This window comes from Bacillus sp. AFS031507 (assembly GCF_002584635.1).
Taxonomy (GTDB): Bacteria; Bacillota; Bacilli; order Bacillales; family Cytobacillaceae; genus Neobacillus.
Window position 1 is genome coordinate 236,205 of record NZ_NUOW01000007.1, and the last position, 16,604, is coordinate 252,808.

General features: G+C 38.9%; 20 protein-coding genes and 1 pseudogene. 10 read left to right on the forward strand and 11 right to left on the reverse strand.

Annotated elements, in window-relative coordinates; translation table 11 throughout:
- Window positions 1–40: 40 nt before the first annotated feature.
- Window positions 41–1,449: pseudogene (locus tag COE25_RS09775) on the forward strand (glycoside hydrolase family 1 protein).
- 88 nt (window positions 1,450–1,537) lie between these two features.
- Window positions 1,538–2,245, forward strand: coding sequence for a GntR family transcriptional regulator (locus COE25_RS09780; protein WP_098932473.1), 708 nt, complete (start codon window positions 1,538–1,540; stop codon window positions 2,243–2,245).
- A 181-nt stretch (window positions 2,246–2,426) separates the two neighbouring features.
- On the opposite strand, the gene yjcZ is transcribed toward COE25_RS09780, so the two are convergent.
- The 4 genes from yjcZ to COE25_RS09800 all read right to left on the reverse strand — a co-directional run bounded on the left by yjcZ (window position 2,427) and on the right by COE25_RS09800 (window position 3,578).
- Entirely contained in the window at window positions 2,427–2,561 is a 135-nt protein-coding gene (gene yjcZ, locus COE25_RS09785; protein ID WP_098932474.1) for a sporulation protein YjcZ, read from the reverse strand.
- Between the two features lie 406 nt (window positions 2,562–2,967).
- Entirely contained in the window at window positions 2,968–3,165 is a 198-nt protein-coding gene (locus tag COE25_RS09790; protein WP_098932475.1) for a hypothetical protein, read from the reverse strand.
- A gap of 129 nt (window positions 3,166–3,294) precedes the next feature.
- Window positions 3,295–3,393 (reverse strand): YjcZ family sporulation protein, encoded by a 99-nt coding sequence (locus COE25_RS09795; protein ID WP_098932476.1) that lies wholly within the window; start codon window positions 3,391–3,393, stop codon window positions 3,295–3,297.
- A 68-nt stretch (window positions 3,394–3,461) separates the two neighbouring features.
- Window positions 3,462–3,578: a YjcZ family sporulation protein gene (locus COE25_RS09800; protein WP_098932477.1), complete on the reverse strand. Its 117-nt coding sequence runs from the start codon at window positions 3,576–3,578 to the stop codon at window positions 3,462–3,464.
- A 413-nt stretch (window positions 3,579–3,991) separates the two neighbouring features.
- Between COE25_RS09800 and COE25_RS09805 the strand changes: the two genes are divergently transcribed.
- On the forward strand, window positions 3,992–4,396 hold the full coding sequence (locus tag COE25_RS09805) for a hypothetical protein (RefSeq protein ID WP_098932478.1): 405 nt from the start codon (window positions 3,992–3,994) through the stop codon (window positions 4,394–4,396).
- Window positions 4,397–5,044: 648 nt separating this feature from the next.
- On the forward strand, window positions 5,045–5,563 hold the full coding sequence (locus COE25_RS09810; protein WP_098932479.1) for a CDI toxin immunity protein: 519 nt from the start codon (window positions 5,045–5,047) through the stop codon (window positions 5,561–5,563).
- Window positions 5,564–5,647: 84 nt separating this feature from the next.
- Here COE25_RS09810 and COE25_RS09815 read toward each other — a convergent pair whose 3' ends face one another.
- From COE25_RS09815 to COE25_RS09825, 3 genes are all read right to left on the reverse strand, one after another.
- Window positions 5,648–6,100: a C40 family peptidase gene (locus COE25_RS09815; RefSeq protein ID WP_088090085.1), complete on the reverse strand. Its 453-nt coding sequence runs from the start codon at window positions 6,098–6,100 to the stop codon at window positions 5,648–5,650.
- 135 nt (window positions 6,101–6,235) lie between these two features.
- Window positions 6,236–6,682, reverse strand: a complete 447-nt coding sequence (locus tag COE25_RS09820) for a carboxymuconolactone decarboxylase family protein (protein WP_098932480.1) — start codon at window positions 6,680–6,682, stop codon at window positions 6,236–6,238.
- A 513-nt stretch (window positions 6,683–7,195) separates the two neighbouring features.
- Complete coding sequence (locus COE25_RS09825; protein WP_098932481.1) at window positions 7,196–7,708, reverse strand: GNAT family N-acetyltransferase; 513 nt, start codon at window positions 7,706–7,708, stop codon at window positions 7,196–7,198.
- A 157-nt stretch (window positions 7,709–7,865) separates the two neighbouring features.
- Between COE25_RS09825 and COE25_RS09830 the strand changes: the two genes are divergently transcribed.
- A complete protein-coding gene (locus tag COE25_RS09830) occupies window positions 7,866–8,387 on the forward strand; it encodes a GNAT family N-acetyltransferase (RefSeq protein ID WP_098932482.1) in 522 nt (173 codons plus the stop codon).
- Window positions 8,388–8,639: 252 nt separating this feature from the next.
- Window positions 8,640–8,768, forward strand: a complete 129-nt coding sequence (locus COE25_RS31505; RefSeq protein WP_257208753.1) for a hypothetical protein — start codon at window positions 8,640–8,642, stop codon at window positions 8,766–8,768.
- A gap of 521 nt (window positions 8,769–9,289) precedes the next feature.
- Here COE25_RS31505 and COE25_RS09835 read toward each other — a convergent pair.
- The 3 genes from COE25_RS09835 to COE25_RS09845 form a co-directional block, all read right to left on the reverse strand.
- Window positions 9,290–10,294 (reverse strand): DUF3231 family protein, encoded by a 1,005-nt coding sequence (locus tag COE25_RS09835; RefSeq protein ID WP_098932483.1) that lies wholly within the window; start codon window positions 10,292–10,294, stop codon window positions 9,290–9,292.
- Window positions 10,295–10,462: 168 nt separating this feature from the next.
- Window positions 10,463–10,813 (reverse strand): DUF805 domain-containing protein, encoded by a 351-nt coding sequence (locus tag COE25_RS09840; RefSeq protein ID WP_088090077.1) that lies wholly within the window; start codon window positions 10,811–10,813, stop codon window positions 10,463–10,465.
- 123 nt (window positions 10,814–10,936) lie between these two features.
- Window positions 10,937–11,860 carry a C40 family peptidase gene (locus COE25_RS09845; RefSeq protein ID WP_257208754.1) on the reverse strand — a complete coding sequence of 308 codons (924 nt, stop codon included), beginning with the start codon at window positions 11,858–11,860 and terminating at the stop codon, window positions 10,937–10,939.
- A gap of 680 nt (window positions 11,861–12,540) precedes the next feature.
- On the opposite strand from COE25_RS09845, the gene COE25_RS30670 reads away from it, so the two are divergent.
- Window positions 12,541–12,696 (forward strand): YwzD family small protein, encoded by a 156-nt coding sequence (locus COE25_RS30670; protein WP_180247471.1) that lies wholly within the window; start codon window positions 12,541–12,543, stop codon window positions 12,694–12,696.
- A gap of 207 nt (window positions 12,697–12,903) precedes the next feature.
- Here the strand turns inward: COE25_RS30670 and COE25_RS09850 are convergent, their stop codons facing one another.
- On the reverse strand, window positions 12,904–13,701 hold the full coding sequence (locus COE25_RS09850) for an SGNH/GDSL hydrolase family protein (protein ID WP_098932485.1): 798 nt from the start codon (window positions 13,699–13,701) through the stop codon (window positions 12,904–12,906).
- 286 nt (window positions 13,702–13,987) lie between these two features.
- Between COE25_RS09850 and COE25_RS09855 the strand changes: the two genes are divergently transcribed.
- The 3 genes from COE25_RS09855 (at window position 13,988) to COE25_RS09865 (ending at window position 16,281) form a co-directional block, all read left to right on the forward strand.
- Window positions 13,988–14,737 (forward strand): YveK family protein, encoded by a 750-nt coding sequence (locus COE25_RS09855; protein ID WP_098932486.1) that lies wholly within the window; start codon window positions 13,988–13,990, stop codon window positions 14,735–14,737.
- Window positions 14,727–15,428, forward strand: coding sequence for a CpsD/CapB family tyrosine-protein kinase (locus COE25_RS09860; protein WP_098932487.1), 702 nt, complete (start codon window positions 14,727–14,729; stop codon window positions 15,426–15,428). The genes COE25_RS09855 and COE25_RS09860 overlap by 11 nt, the downstream gene beginning before the upstream one ends.
- 88 nt (window positions 15,429–15,516) lie before the next feature.
- On the forward strand, window positions 15,517–16,281 hold the full coding sequence (locus COE25_RS09865) for a tyrosine-protein phosphatase (protein ID WP_098932488.1): 765 nt from the start codon (window positions 15,517–15,519) through the stop codon (window positions 16,279–16,281).
- The last annotated feature ends 323 nt before the right edge of the window (window positions 16,282–16,604 follow it).

The following is a 16,604-nucleotide window of genomic DNA, read 5'->3' on the forward strand; positions in this document are numbered from 1 at the left end:
ATAAATTTAATAAGTCGGCATAAAAACGGAGGATTAAAAAATGAAGTTTCCACATGATTTTTTATTCGGCGCGGCTTCTGCTTCTTATCAAATAGAAGGAGCGTGGAATGAAGACGGTAAAGGGGTAACCAATTGGGATGTCTTTTCAAAGATTCCGGGGAAAACGTATGAGGGCACCAATGGGGATGTAGCGATCGACCATTATCATCGCTACAAAGAAGATATTCAATTAATGGCCGAGATGGGGCTGGAGTCATACCGGTTTTCGATTTCATGGGCACGTATTTTGCCAACGGGAGACGGTGAAGTCAATGAAAAGGGTCTGGAATTTTATAACAATGTCATCGATGAATGTTTAAAGTATGGGATTGTGCCATTTGTTACGCTCTATCATTGGGATTTGCCGCTGACGCTGGAAGAAGACGGGGGATGGACGAATAAGCGAACAGCGGAAGCTTTCGTCAAGTATGCGGAAATTTGTTTTCGGTCCTTCGGTGACCGCGTTAAACATTGGATTACGTTCAATGAAACAGTGATGTTTACCGGCTTAGGCTATTTAAAAGGGGCGCATCCGCCTGGGATCCAAAACGATGAGAATAAATACTTTCAAGCGACACATTACGTGTTTTATGCCCATGCAAAGGCCGTTGAAGTCTATAAAGCACTGAATCATTACGGCGAGATTGGGATTACCCATGTATTCTTACCCGCTTACAGCGTAGATGACGAACACGAGAATGTCCTAGCGGCCCGGCATGCCAATGAATATGAAACGTTTTGGTATTATGACCCCATTTTAAAAGGCGAATATCCGGCTTACGTGGTCGAGCAATTACAGGAAAAAGGCTGGACGCCAAAGTGGACAGAAGAAGAGCTGGATACCTTAAAAAGAAATGCCGGAAAAAATGATTTTATCGGACTGAATTATTACCAGCCGATTCGTGTTGAAAAAAATCACGAAGCCGTTTCAACCATGGAACATTCACGAGAAACTTCGACGCTGACTCCAGCAACCCCTCGTTTGATGGCTTTTATCGGACCGTGAAAATGGAGGATAAAACCTATACGAAATGGGGATGGGAAATCTCACCGCAAGGATTTTTAGACGGTCTTCATATGTTAAAAGAGCGTTATGGTGATATTAAAATGTATGTAACCGAAAACGGACTCGGTGATGAGGATCCGATCATTGAGGGCGAAATCGTCGATGTGCCCCGGATTAAATATATTGAGGCGCATTTAAAAGTGATTAAGCGTGCCATCCAAGAAGGCATTCATTTAAAAGGGTATTATGCCTGGTCTGTCATTGATCTCCTCAGCTGGTTAAACGGCTATAAAAAGCAATACGGATTCATATACGTCGATCACCAGGATCACTTAAACCGAAAGAAAAAGCTGTCGTTTCATTGGTATAAGCAGATCATTGAGACAAGAGGCGAAGAGCTGTAAGTAAAAAAGAAAGCCTCTTGATATGAATCAGGAGGCTTGATGTATAATAAAGTCATTAAATAATGGAACGAAACATTAGGGAGAACATATGGCTGTAAAATATAAAGAAATAGCGGATCAATTAGAACAGGACATTCGGGATGGGAAATTCGATCAAACGAAAAAGCTGCCGACAGAAGATGAACTGATAAATAAATTTGAAGTGAGCCGTAATACGATACGAAAAGCCATTAATCAGCTCGTCAATCGCGGCCACATCTATCAGGTGCAGGGCAGCGGCATGTTTTTACGGGGAAAATCCGAAACCGATACGATCAATTTGGGCAGTCTTAGAGGATTAACAAAAGATTTGACTTCAAAAACAATTGAGACGAAAATTCTCGATTTACACGTGCTAGAAGCCGATGAAGAGAAAGCGAAACAATTGCGTTGTGAAGTTGGAACCAAGCTTTATTATATTAAGCGGCTCCGCATTGTAGATCAAGAGCCCTTCTCGATTGAAATCAGTTATTTTAAAAAAGACATTGTCCCCTACTTAAACGAAGAGATAGCCTCAAGTTCTATTTATAGTTACCTGATCGACGATTTAAAATTAACAATTGGTTTTGCGGACAAAGTCATCAACTGCGAAAAAATCGATGAAGCCAGTGCGGGATTGCTCCTGGTCGATCCGCTCGATCCAGCATTGATTATTGAAAACACCGTCTGTTTAACGAACGGAACCATCTTTGAATTATCTCAATCCATCTTTCATTATCAAAAAGCAAAAATCTTAAATCGCATCAATTTTAAATAAGATAAGAATTAACCGGTTAAGACTTCTGTTCTTAACCGGTTTTTTTATATTTGCTCATGTGCCTTTCGCATAATAAACATAATGAAAGAAAGAGCGCATAATAGGCTCTTCCTTCCGATCTATCATTTGAAAATGACGATTTCATTCTCAAATGAAACATGTTCAGTTTGTCCCGAAAAACTTAAGTTACAGCAAGAACGATAATTAATAGAATGAACAATACTACGATTAATACAAAAGTGCTGCCGCCGCCATAACCTCCACCGCTATAACCACCGTCGTAGCCGTAACCGCCACCGTAACCGCAAAATCCCATATCTTTTCACCACCTATTTAGTTTGTGGATGGTTAATTACCATCTCACCATTAGTATATTTTTTACAAGAGAACGTGATTGGACATGCACCGCTTTTTTGAAGAAATCCGCGATCGTACCGTAATTTTTCTAAACCGATAAAAACAAGAAGTAGCGTATGCATTATGACATACGCTACTTCCAGAGGTGATTCTATGTCTGTGCTTGGCGGCGGAGAGATTCCTGTCTCTCCCTAATAAGCTATGCAAAAAGAATAAAGAGGACTGGACAAGCGTTTAGAAAGATAAGAAAAGTTTTTTCGAAAATGAATATTCTTTTAATATGGAGGAGACTAAAAAAAACGAAAAAGAAAGAACCCAAAATAGGCTCTTCCTTTCATTGTGTTTATTCATAGATCAGTCGATTCTTAGAATATGCGACGTCTTCTGGAAAAAATAGCAAAGATGACAAAGAAGGGGATAAATCTTCTTCTTCTAAAGCCATCCCGGATAAACACGCCTCTTCTTCGACCATCAAACCCATCCATTATTCCACGGTGAACTCTACCAAAATGATCTCTAATTTCAATAGGCTGACCCCTGAATCTCATTAGTGAATTAGGCAATTTTCTTCCTCCTTTCTCAAGCAGATGCGGAAAATACGAGGTATTCTGTTGATTTATGCTTGAAAAAAGGACAGATTATTTCAACCTGTCCCTCCTTCCTTCAAAAAAGTGACCTGTCACTTTTTTAAATTAGTAGCCTCCCATAAAGAAGGAAGCTCCTACAATGATAAGCAAGATGAAAAGTACAACGATTAACGCAGTTGAACTACTTCTATGTCCATCACTCATGTTTCTCACCCCATTTTGAAAATAATGATTTAAATCAAAAATGAACCACGTTCAGATTGTCCTTAAAACTAGAATGTTGAAAGAACGATAATTAATAGAATGAACAATACAACGATTAAAACAAATGTGCTACCGCCGCCATAACCGCCGCCATAACCGGAACCACCATCGTAACCACAGCCCATATCTTATTCACCACCTTTCGTTTTTGAGGGAGTAATTTCCATCCCTACCATTAATATATTTATTTCAAAGAAACATGATTGGACAAGTTCCCGTTTGTTATAAAAATCCGCAAGAGTACAGTAATTTTGATCAACCGGTAAAAAACAAAAAGAAGCGAATGCTGGTGTCATCCGCTCCTTTTAGGAGGTAATAATATGTCTGTTCTTTACGGCGGATGAGAGATTCCTGTCTCTCCCTAATAAGCTATGCAAAAAGAATAAAGAGGACTGGACAAGCGCTGACAAAGGGTTGAAAATTTTAAAAAATAATTAAAATGCCTGCTTTTTTATTTTTTTGGCCAAGTATCCACACTTTGATACGAAACCAATCATAGCTTATCTAAGAGAGGATAAAAGCGAGGTGGAAGAAGTTAGTGGACGGGGATCATCATCAAAAACAAAAGCCGACGAGAGAAAAGGACCTTATTTCAAGATTCATGTTTGGCAATCGTAAATCGAGAGAAACACACAAAGAAAACGAAAATAATGCACAAGAAAGTCCGGAAACAAACGAACAATCATCTACCCATACCAGATCAAATCGTCGCGATGATTGGTTTTTTGGACGTAGAAAAAAGGAACCTACAACAGCTCATAAAAACAGGCAGCATCAGACGCAAAACACCCAGAGTAAAATAGAAAACTTTATGAACAATGTGGATATTGACTTACTTTTGGAAACCTATGACACCCTATTAGAGACAACCAAACAATATAAACCATTACTTAAAGAGATCACACCCTTTTTCAGTAAAATAGGAAAAAAATTTAAAAATTAGCTTTTTAGTGCCATGGCTAAAAACATAGAAAATACCTACNNGTAGGTATTTTCTATGTTTTATTAAAATGAACTCGATCTACGTTTGCTGTACCTCGCGCTCCGTTACAACCAATCCTTGGCTCCAAAACGAATCCCAAACTCAGAAAACCTCGACACAGCAATGGAATAGTTCGAGTCTTCCAATCCTTGATAGTGCTAAGGAAATCTCCCGATTTCCTCCAAAACAAAAACCACCCTTTCCTAAAAGGGCGATTAAAAAACTATTTCAGGAACAAGAGCAAAGAATGGTAACTGCTCGTTTTATATGTGAATGACGAAAAGTAGCTATATAGCTTAGCACCTTTCGATGCCAGATGCGTCCGGTTGACTTTGTAGGTTGTTATTCATTAAAAATTCATATCCAAGTCACACCATATCATGTATCCTAAAAAGGAAGAAAGTTACAATTTGTTATTGTAGCATTATTCCCTGGAGGAATTGACTTGGAAAATCCTATCTTCTGTTATAAACATCGCAAATGGCAAATTATCACCTTTGAATTAGTCCACCTACTGCTCACGGTGGTTCCACTGATCATGGAGATAAGACCATCAACTAAAATGTAACGCTGCCTAATGAAGTGCAAAAAAAGGAGTAGAGTATAACTATGAACAAAGATGAACGACAACGGAGGTTAAAGGAACTAGTAAAGGTTCAAAAGCAGAAAGAAATGCTGGAACACGCAAAGTTACAAGAAAAAACTGTAAGAGAGGCATTCGAAGAGGCATTTGGGGATGAAATAGAATATGAAATGCTAGATACAAACGAAACTAGATTAATCCTAGAGGACATGGGTGAAACCTTTCCCATCGCTTTTTGGAATAGAATTGACTGGGCTGACAGTTCAGTTAATCGAATGGAAATAAATGAAAAAGACATTAGCCGCATTCCTTTACTTCTAAAAGAAAAAGGCTTTAATTCCTCTAGCCCGATATATGTTTTTTGGGGTTATGATGATTATCCATGTGTAAAAACGAGATTAACAACGGAGTTATTGATCAAATTTGATGAAATTATTTGGCTGGGAAGCGACATGTATTATTATTGCCCTGTCCAAAAATATATAATTGAGTTTTTCCATGATGATTCCATTAATATAGGCTGGATAACAAATAGAAATGATTAAACCGGGAAGAGGGAAAATAAAGTCCGAACCCGAGAATAGTATATGTGGATAAGAAAAAGACCATCTCAGAAGGATGGTCTGTCGTTAAACGCGTTTTGTTCCAACATATCTTGGATGCCAATATGGGTTGTTTGTGCTTGTAATCATGACTCCTTTTGAAGAAGAAGACATGATCATTTTACCATTCCCGATATACATGGCAACATGTGTCGGCCGACTTGCCTTGGTTGGAGCAAAGAACATTAAATCTCCTGGTTGTATATAATTATGGATACGATATCCGTTTCCATAGAACATTTGAGCCGCTGTACGGTTTAGCGTTCTTCCAGCTTTTGCATAGGAATATTTAACAAGTCCTGAACAATCAAAGCCGCTTGGTGACATTCCGCCCCAACGATAAGGTACTCCTAATTTAGACTTTGCAACCGAAACTGCCTTTGAATTATAATACGCTGCTTCCGCTTTATCACCCATGTTAGCAAACAAAGAGCCGCAAGAAACGATAATGACAAATGCTACGATGAATTTCTTTAGCATGATTGTTACCTCCTAGTGTGATTTGATAGCTTTACTATACTAGGAAGGTGTAACAGTGACATCACAGCCAAATTACAATTTTATTACAAAGTTATATTGATATAATTTTATTTCATATGTAAAATTCAAGATTTCTTATTTTGCTGCAGTTGCGAAATTTCCCATTGAAATGGAGAGTCGATTCCAACTATTAATTTGATTGATCAAAATAACGAGATCTACATAGTCTTTTTCACTAAAATGTATACGCACTCGATTATAAAGATCATCAGGTACACGCTTAGTTGGAACTAATGTCACATGTTCAGTTAATTCTAATGCCACTTTTTCAGCATCTGTGTAGAAATCGCATTCTCCCCATGCGCTGACGCAGTATAAACGCTGTTCCGTTTCACCCATTTTTCGAGCGTCAGAGGTATGCATATTAAGACAAAAAGCACAGCCATTAATTTGAGAAGCACGGATTTTAATTAGTTCACGGAGTTTACGGTCTATTCCAGTAGATTTAGTATACTTCTCCATTTCCATCATAATGTTAAGTGCTTCGGGTGCTACTTCAAGATAATTAATGCGTTGTTCCATTTCCATTCCTCCTAAAATATAGTGAACTTTTATATTATCCCAAAACAGGAACATATATTCCCATGATATGCTTTTTTCCAAATAAAAACAAGTTAGAAATCTGATAAGCGCAAGAACAAAAACTTATAAAATGAACTCGGGTCTTCGGTCCCTAATCCTCGTTCATGGTTGCGCCCCATCCTTGGCTCCGTGATGAATCCCAGGCTCAGGAAACGTAGACACCGTAATCGAAGCGGTCTCATGTATCAATCTTTGATGCTGCTATGGAAATTTCACGCTTTCCTCAAAAACAAAAACCGCCCTTTCGTAAAAAGGCGGTTAAATAACAGCTCTTATATGTGTGAATGACAAAATTAGTTTAGCACATTTCGGTGCTGTTGCACCCGGTTGTCTTTGTAGAATAGCTTGAGGAACAAGGAGTTTGATTCCCACAAATGTATTTTTGGGGGTAACCTGGAACCAGAAGTCTGGGGTGTCAGTTACCAGGTTGGCATTCCCTGAAGCTAACTCTATTTAAAATTCAACCCCAAACAACTTAAGCTCCTCCGGATCATGAGCGAGCACAATCATCCCTTCAAACTTCATTCCGACTTTTTCAAGCAGTCTCGATGACCCATCATTGTCCTCAGAGGTAATCGCCACAATCCGCTTCAGACCGAGTTGTTCCCTTCCATAGACAAGCGTGGCCGAAGCAGCCTCAAAACCATAACCTTTAGTTTGAAACCTTGATAAAAAGGCAAAACCAAGATCGATATCCTCTAAAGAATCACGTTTAATCAATCCGCAAATCCCAATCGGGGTCCTCACCGCATCTTTTAGCTCCGTCATATAAAGACCAAAGCCCAGCCGGGAGTACATCTCCATCGGTCCCGTTACAATGTAGTTCCTAGCATCCTCTAACGTCCGCACCCCTCGATCACCGATGAACCGTATCCAAGAAGGATCATTCAAAAGCTCGAGAATAAACGCGGCATCATCTTGCGTTAACCAGCGAAGGACCAATCGTTCTGTTTCAATCACTTTCAACTAAAATACACCTCATTTTATGGTTATTGATGAAAAAATCATAACTAAGTCAAACTATATCATGTATCCTGAAAAGGAAGATGCTATATCAACTACCATATCCTAGCACTATCTTAAATGATGAATAATCACAGAGCAAATTAGAGAGGAGAGCACAATGAAGACTAATTTTATAAAATTAACTGAACCTACCTCAAACATCGTTGAGGTGTTTAACCGTTGGGAAAACGACCCAGCATTAATTCCGTTGACTCGCCCCAACCAAAACCAATCGGAAATGGATCGTCGTGAAGAAATGTCCTTGGAGGACTTAACAAAACGCATAGAAGAACATCATATCTATCTTATCTATCTCAATGACGAGTTAATCGGTGAAATGAACTATGTGGTCGATCCGAACTACATCTACAAAAAGGAGCCTGGGACTGCCTGGATCGGAATCACGATTGGCGAATCCGAAGGACGAGGCAAAGGGATTGGCTATCTAGCGATTCAATATATGGAGGAACAGATTAAGAAGCAGGGGCTGAAGCGGATTGAATTAGGAGTGTTTGAATTTAACAAACAAGCACAGAAACTCTATCAGAAGCTAGGCTACAAAGAAATTGGCCGGATCGAAAAATTTACATATTGGCAAGGTAAAATGTGGACGGATATTCGAATGGAGAAGTATCTATGATATTGAAGTAGATGTAGGTAGTTTTTCAACAAATATATTCATATTAAAAAAAGCATATGAATTTGCTTTTATATTTATTCTTTGAAAATCCTATTATTTATGGAATAAATCTAATGGTAAAAAAGCACTATAAAATTAGCCGCTAAAATTTACGCTTTAGGAAGCAAATGATCCTACTTACGTTACTTCAAATGGTGGCTTATTTGAACCATCAAGGAAAATCTACATATTGATGACGGAGGAGGGAATACGATGACAAACCGTAATAACAATCGAAATCAGCCGCATACTGGAGGTAATAAAGCAGATACAGAATTTGGAGGCGAGCTGACACAAAGTAAAAAAGCGAGGAAACAAGCCGCAAGAGAAAGTAAAAAATAGTTAAGTGGAATGGATAACCATCGTCTCGGAATGGTTATCCATTTTATTCTGTCTTGATCCTTTTACTTCCTGCATTATCGACATCCCCCGGTTAATGGAGAATAGGCATGAACACCGATCCCAATCGAAGCCTCAGTGTGAATCATCGACAGAGAGTCCACATCGGTCAGGGCGGTCAGTACGGACAGGAAATTTTTAAAAAATGAACTCGATCTTCGTTCCCTATACCTCACGCACGGCTGCGACCGATCCTTGGCTTCGAGATGAATCCCAGACTAGGAAAACCTCGATACCGCAATTGAATCGTTCGCGTGTATCAATCCTGGATACTGCTAAGGAAATCTCCCGATTTCCTCAAAAACAAAAACCGCCCTTTCGTAAAAGGCGGATAAAACAATTTCAGGTTATATGTGTGAATTACAAAAATTATCAATTACGCTTAGCAACCGGTTGTCTTTTTAGGTTAGCTGGTAGAACAACTTGTGAATCAAGATTTTTCGGGGCGTGACAGGCACAACTTACTATTTTTCTTGTGCAATTTCTTTTCGATTAGGTGCAAGAGGTGGTTGTTCGAGCCATTTATTTTGGACCATAATATTAAACCATTTCTTCGTTACCATAAGATTTTTTAGAATCGTTGTCTCATATGCAGCGACAAGGTCTGTTCGCATGGCAGATGCTAATCCTGTTCCGTGATAGTTTTGGGCTGCTTGAAACAAGAAACCGATATGATACAACATTAACTTATCGGAAAAAGGAGAGTCGGTTGAATCCGTTACTTCTGTTTCCCATGACTTCGGAACGGGTAAATTATCCGTTTGCATAATTTTTGAAAAGGTTTTTATTTGTTGGTCCGCAACTTTTTCGGCCTCCTCTAAAAATTTCCTTACTTCTTTTTCTTGTGCAACTTGACTGAATGCGATGGAAAGCGTTTTTGCCATAATACTCTTTTTAAGATTAAAAGAAATACTGATGATTTCTGTCGCTGATAACGTCCGACCCTTTCCGAAAAATCCATCCATGAAATCGTTGCTGGACACATATTCAGGGTTTTTAGCTGGATAAAATAAAGGGTCTCGCTGAAAACTTCCTTTCTCTAGTAATAACTCAATCGTTTGATGATACATTCTTTTCCCGTCATTATCACAAGCGTCATAAAAATACCGTAAATCCTTTCTTACAGAGACACCTAATGAAGTGGAGTGTCCGAGCAAACCATGTAATGTCATGATATGTAAATAGTTAAGGCAAAATATATCTGTGAACAACCGCTGTTTCCCTTTAAAGAGATCAGATTCAGTAAATCCAACCGGAACTGGAAATCCCTCGTTTTCTAAAAAGGTAACCATTTGATTCTTTTGCTTTGCGAAAGTCTCGATTGCATCCTCAAAAATGGCTTTGATGGCCGCGTCCTCAATAATAGTCACCATATATCTATTGATCGTATCAACGGCTGTTCCATTGACATACTCTCCCCATAAAGTCCCTATTTCGGAAGATGTGAGTTTTAGTGTATCCTTTTCCATGCTGTCACCTCTTGGATATTATTTACCCATTCAGCAAAAGTATGAACTATTCTTGGATTTATACTTACTTTTTTTTTGAAACTTTGGGCATTATTTTTATATATATTATGGAATAAATTTCATGCCCCCAAAACAAAAACCGCCCTTCATAAAAAGGCGGTTAAAAAACTAGAACGTGGCTTTAGGGTTTGGCCCATATTGGTTATCATCGGCTTGGCTATCCGAGCAGGTAAAGATAAGTAGGACAATCGCACCAACTAAAGGAACTAAGCTAATTAAAATCCATGCGCCGCTTTTGCCGGCATCGTGCAGCCTGCGAATCGTAACAGCTAGAGATGGTAACAGGACGGCTAATGAATAGAGACCATATAATAATGGGTAGATACCTAAGACGTTATCTATAACGGCTAGGATAATCATGGCAATCATATTGAAGAGAACAAACATCCAATATTCCTTCCGTCTTGCTCTGCCTGAAAAGCCTACATAATTCTTTAAAACTTTTAAATACCATTCCATTAAACGTGTGCCCCCCTAAAAAATAATGATAAAAACTAGAATAATTGACTATCGTTTTATAAGTATGCAATTAACATAAAAACATTCCGATAATAATTTTTAGACTAGTCTTACCACTATTTTTTAGTAGAAACGCTTAAAACTCGCAAAGTGGGCTTGGTAATACGGGCTTTGCATATTGGAAATCATCACACCTGAATCATTGGCATGGATGAATTGGTTGTTGCCGAGGTAAATTCCTAGATGGGAAATCCCTTTTTTATATGTATTTTCAAAAAAGACAATGTCGCCCGGCTTTGGCGTATTGACATAATAAGTACGGTCATAGAAGCCTGCAGCAGAATAACGGCCAATATCCATCCCTGCTTGCTTGGCAGCATAATAAACAAACCCGCTGCAGTCAAAGCCAGCCGGAGAACTGCCACCCCAGACATAAGGAACACCAATTAGTTTCTTGGCACTCGTGATCATCTTCGCCGCGTAATCTGAATCAACCGTTGGTTCCGTCTTCGGTCCAGTCGCAGTTGCAGTCGCAGGAACCTTCAGCTTTTGGCCGACATAAAGTCGATCAGAGCTTAGTTTATTGAGCGCCTTTAATTCCTTGACGGTAAGCTGGTAGTCCCCGGCGATCCCCCCCAGCGTATCCCCGCTTTTAACGATATAATCCTTCACTTCCGTCTGTACAACAGGTGGTGGAGTAGCCGGTGTTTTCGGCGGTGTAGATGTCACTGGAGGCTTCGGTGTTGCAGGTTTCACAGGTGTCACAGGTTTTGCAGGAGCAGCTGGAACTTTCTGTGCTGGAACCTTAATCTTTTGGCCTACATAAATCATGTCAGATTTTAGTTTATTAAGTGCCTTCAGATTGCTAACCGTTGTTTTATGGCTCCCAGCAATCTTGCCAAGATAGTCGCCGCTTTTGACGGTATAAACACTAGTAGCTGCTGTAGTGGACTGCGGCTTGGTTGCAACTGTTTTCGGCTTTGCTACTGTTGTCGTCTGCTTCGTAGCTGGTTTTGCTGCGGTCGCTGTCTGTTTAGGAGCTGCCACCGTGAGCCTTTGCCCGACATGAATAATTGTGGAATCAAGTTTGTTCCACAGCTTTAGTTCACCAACGGTCACATGAAAACGGTTGGCAATCTTAATCAAGGCATCACCATTTACAACGGTGTAAGTGGCTGGCTGTGAAGCCTGAGTCGTTTTGCTAGCGACCGTAATCTTGAGCATTTGATTGACGGAGATAAAATCCGACTTCAATCCGTTTGCTGATTTTATATCTTTGACACTCGTATGGTATTTTTGAGCGATTTTCGATAAGCTATCGCCTTTTTGGACCTTGTATGTATCGGCCAGGGCAGTTCCTGCAAAAACGGTCGAAAGCAGGGCAGCTGTCGATAAGGCGCGAACAATGGTTTTCTTCATCTAGCAAATCACCTCTTTTTCTGCACATTTTTATTAATTTTACCATAGTTTGCTAGTGTTTCGGAGTAAATATTGTAAAACTTTCCTGATTTTATCGTAAAAACTACGTATTTACGGAATTATCAAACTATTAATCTTCCACCATTCGCCGAGACCATAATGTAATCTCAATATCAGATTTACCCATCTATCAACAAATACTTACAAAATTCACCTATTGTTTACAATATTCGTTGGTAATGTATTTACACTTTTCTGATATTCTAGTAGAATTGGGAATTAGAATAAACTAAAGGAGGAAAAGAAAGGTGGATCGTACGGCAGAAACGAATATCTCCAGTGTTGCAAATTTCTCAGAGATCGTGAGAAGGGCATACGAAACGGGCAAAAACGAAAATGGTATCACGCTAGAAAAACTAATCGCAGACTTAACAGCAGACCTGAAAAACTTGATGGCTGTCTAATCATATAGATAAACAAAAGGCTGTCGAAGCAAAACTCGACAGCCTTTTTCAAGTTGAAGAAAGGATAAAAATCCTAGTTTCTTCTATTATATAGCGTATTAATATTGGCAACGTTTGCAACTGATAAACTGAATTCCACTTTTATTGGGTTGTCCTGTTTTTAATTAGCTTTGATGTTGCGGTCACTTGAAATAAAAAAGCGAATCATTATTCTGATTCGCTCTTGCTATTAGTTAAAAACTTCAGTATGTACTCACTCCACACTTGGTACCCTTGTTCACTTGGGGCACTCATGTCTGGTTGTAGATAGTCTTTCAACTCGGCAGTAGTTGGATCAGGCCAGGCTGTCCAGTGGTCGAGATAGGTAAGTTTGTTTTCCTGTGCATACTTTTTTAGCTCGGCTACCTGACGTGGGTAAATTTCAGCTTGATAAAGCGGGAAGGATGGCTGCAGGATAAAAGCTGTTTCCGGTTTGTTTGCTTGGATGCCATCAATAATTTTAGCAGTATTTTGTAAGGTATCTTTGATGAGTACTTCCCCATTATTCATAAGAATAAACGGCTCAAATATAATTAAATCCGCATTCACTGCCGCAATTTCCTCTTGTTTCTTCTGATAAAGAAATTGGGTTGAAGTTAAGTTAAAGGTTTTGAGTTCTACTTTGACATGTTGCTCGCCATATGTTTTCATTAACTTCTCTTTAATAAGTGGAAAAGAACCATCCGTTTCAGAACCAATCGCAGGAGAACCAGCAAAAAGAATGGTAAATGGCTTGTCCTTTTTTAAGGATTGCTTAAATTGATCAACAGCACTGGCAGGCCAATTCCTTGTAAGCTTGATTAATTCCTGTTCCTCAGTGCTCTGATCCTCTATCTTGGATGTGGACGCCTGATGAACCGGTTTACTTTTTGCGGATGCTAGCCGTTCTTGGTTCCAATGGGATTGACCTAAATAGAGCGTAATAAGGAATCCGACGGCTAATAATGCCGTTAAAAATTTCAGCATATCGATATATTCCCCCAAAAATAGATTGCATAACAATTATAGCAGACGGGAATTGAAAATTTGACCAATTTCGATTTATATTTACAATTTTTATAAAGGTACATTCAATTAATAGTGGTTGGTTTTCTAAAGTGTAATAAATTCCAAATAACGACTTCCTCTTCAAATTTATGTAAAAAGGGTGTTTAATAGATAGAGTAGAATTTATTTAGACAAAAAAACCAAAAAGATGACAATTTATGATATAATTAACAACGTTTTGTATCGTAATTTTTAGGAGGCCGAAATGGAAGAGACAATTAGTTTAAAAGAACTGCTTGAAACATTAAAAAAACGATTGCTATTAATCGTGTCGATAACCTTAGTTGCTGCCATCATTAGTGGAGTGGTTAGTTACTTTTTATTAACCCCGATTTACCAAGCTTCTACACAAATTCTTGTGAACCAAAAGAAAAATGACCAATCTGTATACAACTCGAATGAAGTTCAAACAAACCTTCAATTAATCAACACCTATAATGTAATCATTACAAGTCCAGTGATATTAGATAAGGTTTCAAAAGAGCTTGATTTAAATATGACAGCTGCACAATTAAAAGAAAAGATTACCGTGGGCAGTGAAAAGGATTCCCAAGTTGTTAACTTGTCAGTCCAGGACCCTGATGCAGAAGTTGCCGCACAAATAGCTAACAAAACGGCGGAAGTGTTTAAAAAAGAGATTGCTAATATCATGAATGTCGACAATGTCAGCATCTTGGCGAAAGCAGATGTGACAGAAAACCCTGCTCCAATCAAACCAAGACCATTATTAAATGTCGCGATTGCGATCGTTGTTGGTTTAATGGCAGGTGTCGGACTTTCATTCTTACTTGAGTACTTTAATAACACGATTAAAAATGAACAAGATGTTGAAAAAATCTTAGAACTTCCAATCTTAGGCGTGATTGCAACGATTGATGATCAAAAGATGGAAGAAGCGGCAGCACGTCGTGGAACTAAAAAATCGACAGTAAGAGGTGAGACACTTGGCTCTTAAAAAGAAAAAACTTACCAGTAAAGATGCAAGTCGTAAGCTTGTGACGGCAATCGATCCGAAGTCGCCGATTTCGGAGCATTACCGGACGATTCGCACAAATATCCAGTATTCCTCGATTGATCAAGAAATAAGAGCAATCATGGTTACTTCTTCAGGACCTGCTGAAGGGAAGTCAACGACTGCTGCCAATCTTGCGGTTACATTTGCGCAGTTGGGTAAAAAAGTTTTACTTGTTGATGCCGACCTTCGTAAGCCAACGGTTCATCATACTTTTGGTGTAAATAACTTATTTGGTTTTACGACTGTATTAACAAAGCAAAGGGCGCTTGAAAAAACGGTGCTTGAAACAGGAGAGCAGGATTTATATATCCTAACGAGTGGACCGATTCCACCCAATCCTGCTGAGTTATTAAGCTCAAAATCAATGGAACAATTTATTGAGGATGCAAAAGCTGAATTCGAATATATTATCTTCGATACCCCACCATTATTAGCGGTAGCCGATCCGCAAATCCTTGCGAATCAGTGTGACGGTTCGATTCTGGTTGTGTATAGTGAGAAAACAGAAATCGAACCTGCGAAAAAGGCAAAAGAATTACTTGCCAATGCACAAAGCAAATTGCTTGGTGTTGTCTTAAATCATAAAGAGGCAAAAAGTGGAGATTATTACTATTATTATGGTGCTAAGTAACAAATTTCGACAAATTTCTCCTATCACAAGTGCTATTATTAAAAATGTTGACGGAGAATAACAGTTTATTGGAAAGAATGTGGGACCAATGATTGATGTACATTGTCATATCTTACCTGGAATTGATGACGGGGCAAGGGATTTGTCGGAAAGTATTGAAATGGCCAAGAAGGCTGCCGAACAGGGGATTCATACGATTGTTGCAACACCACATCATTTGAACAACCGTTATGAAAATCCTAAACAGACAATTATTGATAGAGTTAGAGAGTTAAATAAGGTTTTACTAGAAGAAAAGATTGATTTAAACGTACTTCCAGGTCAGGAAACACGGATAAACGGTGAAATGGTTGAAGGCTTTGAAACAGGCGAAATCCTTCCAATAAATAACACACAATATGTATTGGTTGAGTTTTCGTCTAGCCATGTGCCGAGATACACGGAGAAGTTGTTTTATGATCTGCAGATGAAGGGACTAATACCGGTAATTGTTCATCCGGAACGGAACCAGGAAATCATCGAACGTCCAGAACTTCTTTATCAGTTTGTGAAAAAGGGAGCATTATCCCAGGTTACTGCAGCTAGTATTTGCGGGGATTTTGGAAAAAAGATTAAGAATTTTTCTCTGCAATTAATTGAAGCAAATCTCACACATTTCATTGCCTCGGATGCTCACAACACAAGCAACCGTACGTTTAAAATGAGAGAAGCCATCGACATTGTTCAAGCAAAGTATGGGAATGATTTGGTTTATTTGTTTGAAGAAAATGCAGAGCTAGTGATTGATGGCAGTCATGTTTATAAGGAAGCACCCGAGCGAATTAAGAAGAAGAAGTTTTTTAATATTTTTTAGCCGACTAAACCGATGAGAGTTTAAGATTACCATTTACAACTTTATCAGGCTTAAACTGCCTGAACGGTGAGGCTCCCTGCCCGTTATCGATGGGGGCACTCGATTGTGCTGTGGGTTTTTTCTAAGACCTTAGACGCATGTCGTCAAAAGCATGATGTGAGGACGGGTTAGATGCCCGATTTAAAAAAATTACCCATAAATATCTAATGAAAGAATAAGTGGTGTAAGCACTTGCAATTCCATTAGGTATTTATTTTTTTGCCCCTTTGCTTTAGCGAAGGAAAGTTCTTTATAGACTAAATAAAAAAATAGGGGGAATTGAA

Excerpts from the sequence above, each read along its gene's own strand:
- COE25_RS09820 (WP_098932480.1), bottom strand. The coding sequence starts at position 6,682 with ATGGAACAACGCATTAATTATCTTGAAGTAGCACCCGAAGCACTTAAC.
- COE25_RS09815 (WP_088090085.1), bottom strand. The coding sequence starts at position 6,100 with ATGCTAAAGAAATTCATCGTAGCATTTGTCATTATCGTTTCTTGCGGC.
- COE25_RS09865 (WP_098932488.1), top strand. The coding sequence starts at position 15,517 with ATGATTGATGTACATTGTCATATCTTACCTGGAATTGATGACGGGGCA.
- COE25_RS09840 (WP_088090077.1), bottom strand. The coding sequence starts at position 10,813 with ATGGAATGGTATTTAAAAGTTTTAAAGAATTATGTAGGCTTTTCAGGC.
- COE25_RS31505 (WP_257208753.1), top strand. The coding sequence starts at position 8,640 with ATGACAAACCGTAATAACAATCGAAATCAGCCGCATACTGGAGGTAAT.
- yjcZ (WP_098932474.1), bottom strand. The coding sequence starts at position 2,561 with ATGGGATTTTGCGGTTACGGTGGCGGTTACGGCTACGACGGTGGTTAT.
- COE25_RS09855 (WP_098932486.1), top strand. The coding sequence starts at position 13,988 with ATGGAAGAGACAATTAGTTTAAAAGAACTGCTTGAAACATTAAAAAAA.
- COE25_RS09795 (WP_098932476.1), bottom strand. The coding sequence starts at position 3,393 with ATGAGTGATGGACATAGAAGTAGTTCAACTGCGTTAATCGTTGTACTT.
- COE25_RS09830 (WP_098932482.1), top strand. The coding sequence starts at position 7,866 with ATGAAGACTAATTTTATAAAATTAACTGAACCTACCTCAAACATCGTT.
- COE25_RS09835 (WP_098932483.1), bottom strand. The coding sequence starts at position 10,294 with ATGGAAAAGGATACACTAAAACTCACATCTTCCGAAATAGGGACTTTA.
- COE25_RS09800 (WP_098932477.1), bottom strand. The coding sequence starts at position 3,578 with ATGGGCTGTGGTTACGATGGTGGTTCCGGTTATGGCGGCGGTTATGGC.
- COE25_RS09850 (WP_098932485.1), bottom strand. The coding sequence starts at position 13,701 with ATGCTGAAATTTTTAACGGCATTATTAGCCGTCGGATTCCTTATTACG.
- COE25_RS09780 (WP_098932473.1), top strand. The coding sequence starts at position 1,538 with ATGGCTGTAAAATATAAAGAAATAGCGGATCAATTAGAACAGGACATT.
- COE25_RS09810 (WP_098932479.1), top strand. The coding sequence starts at position 5,045 with ATGAACAAAGATGAACGACAACGGAGGTTAAAGGAACTAGTAAAGGTT.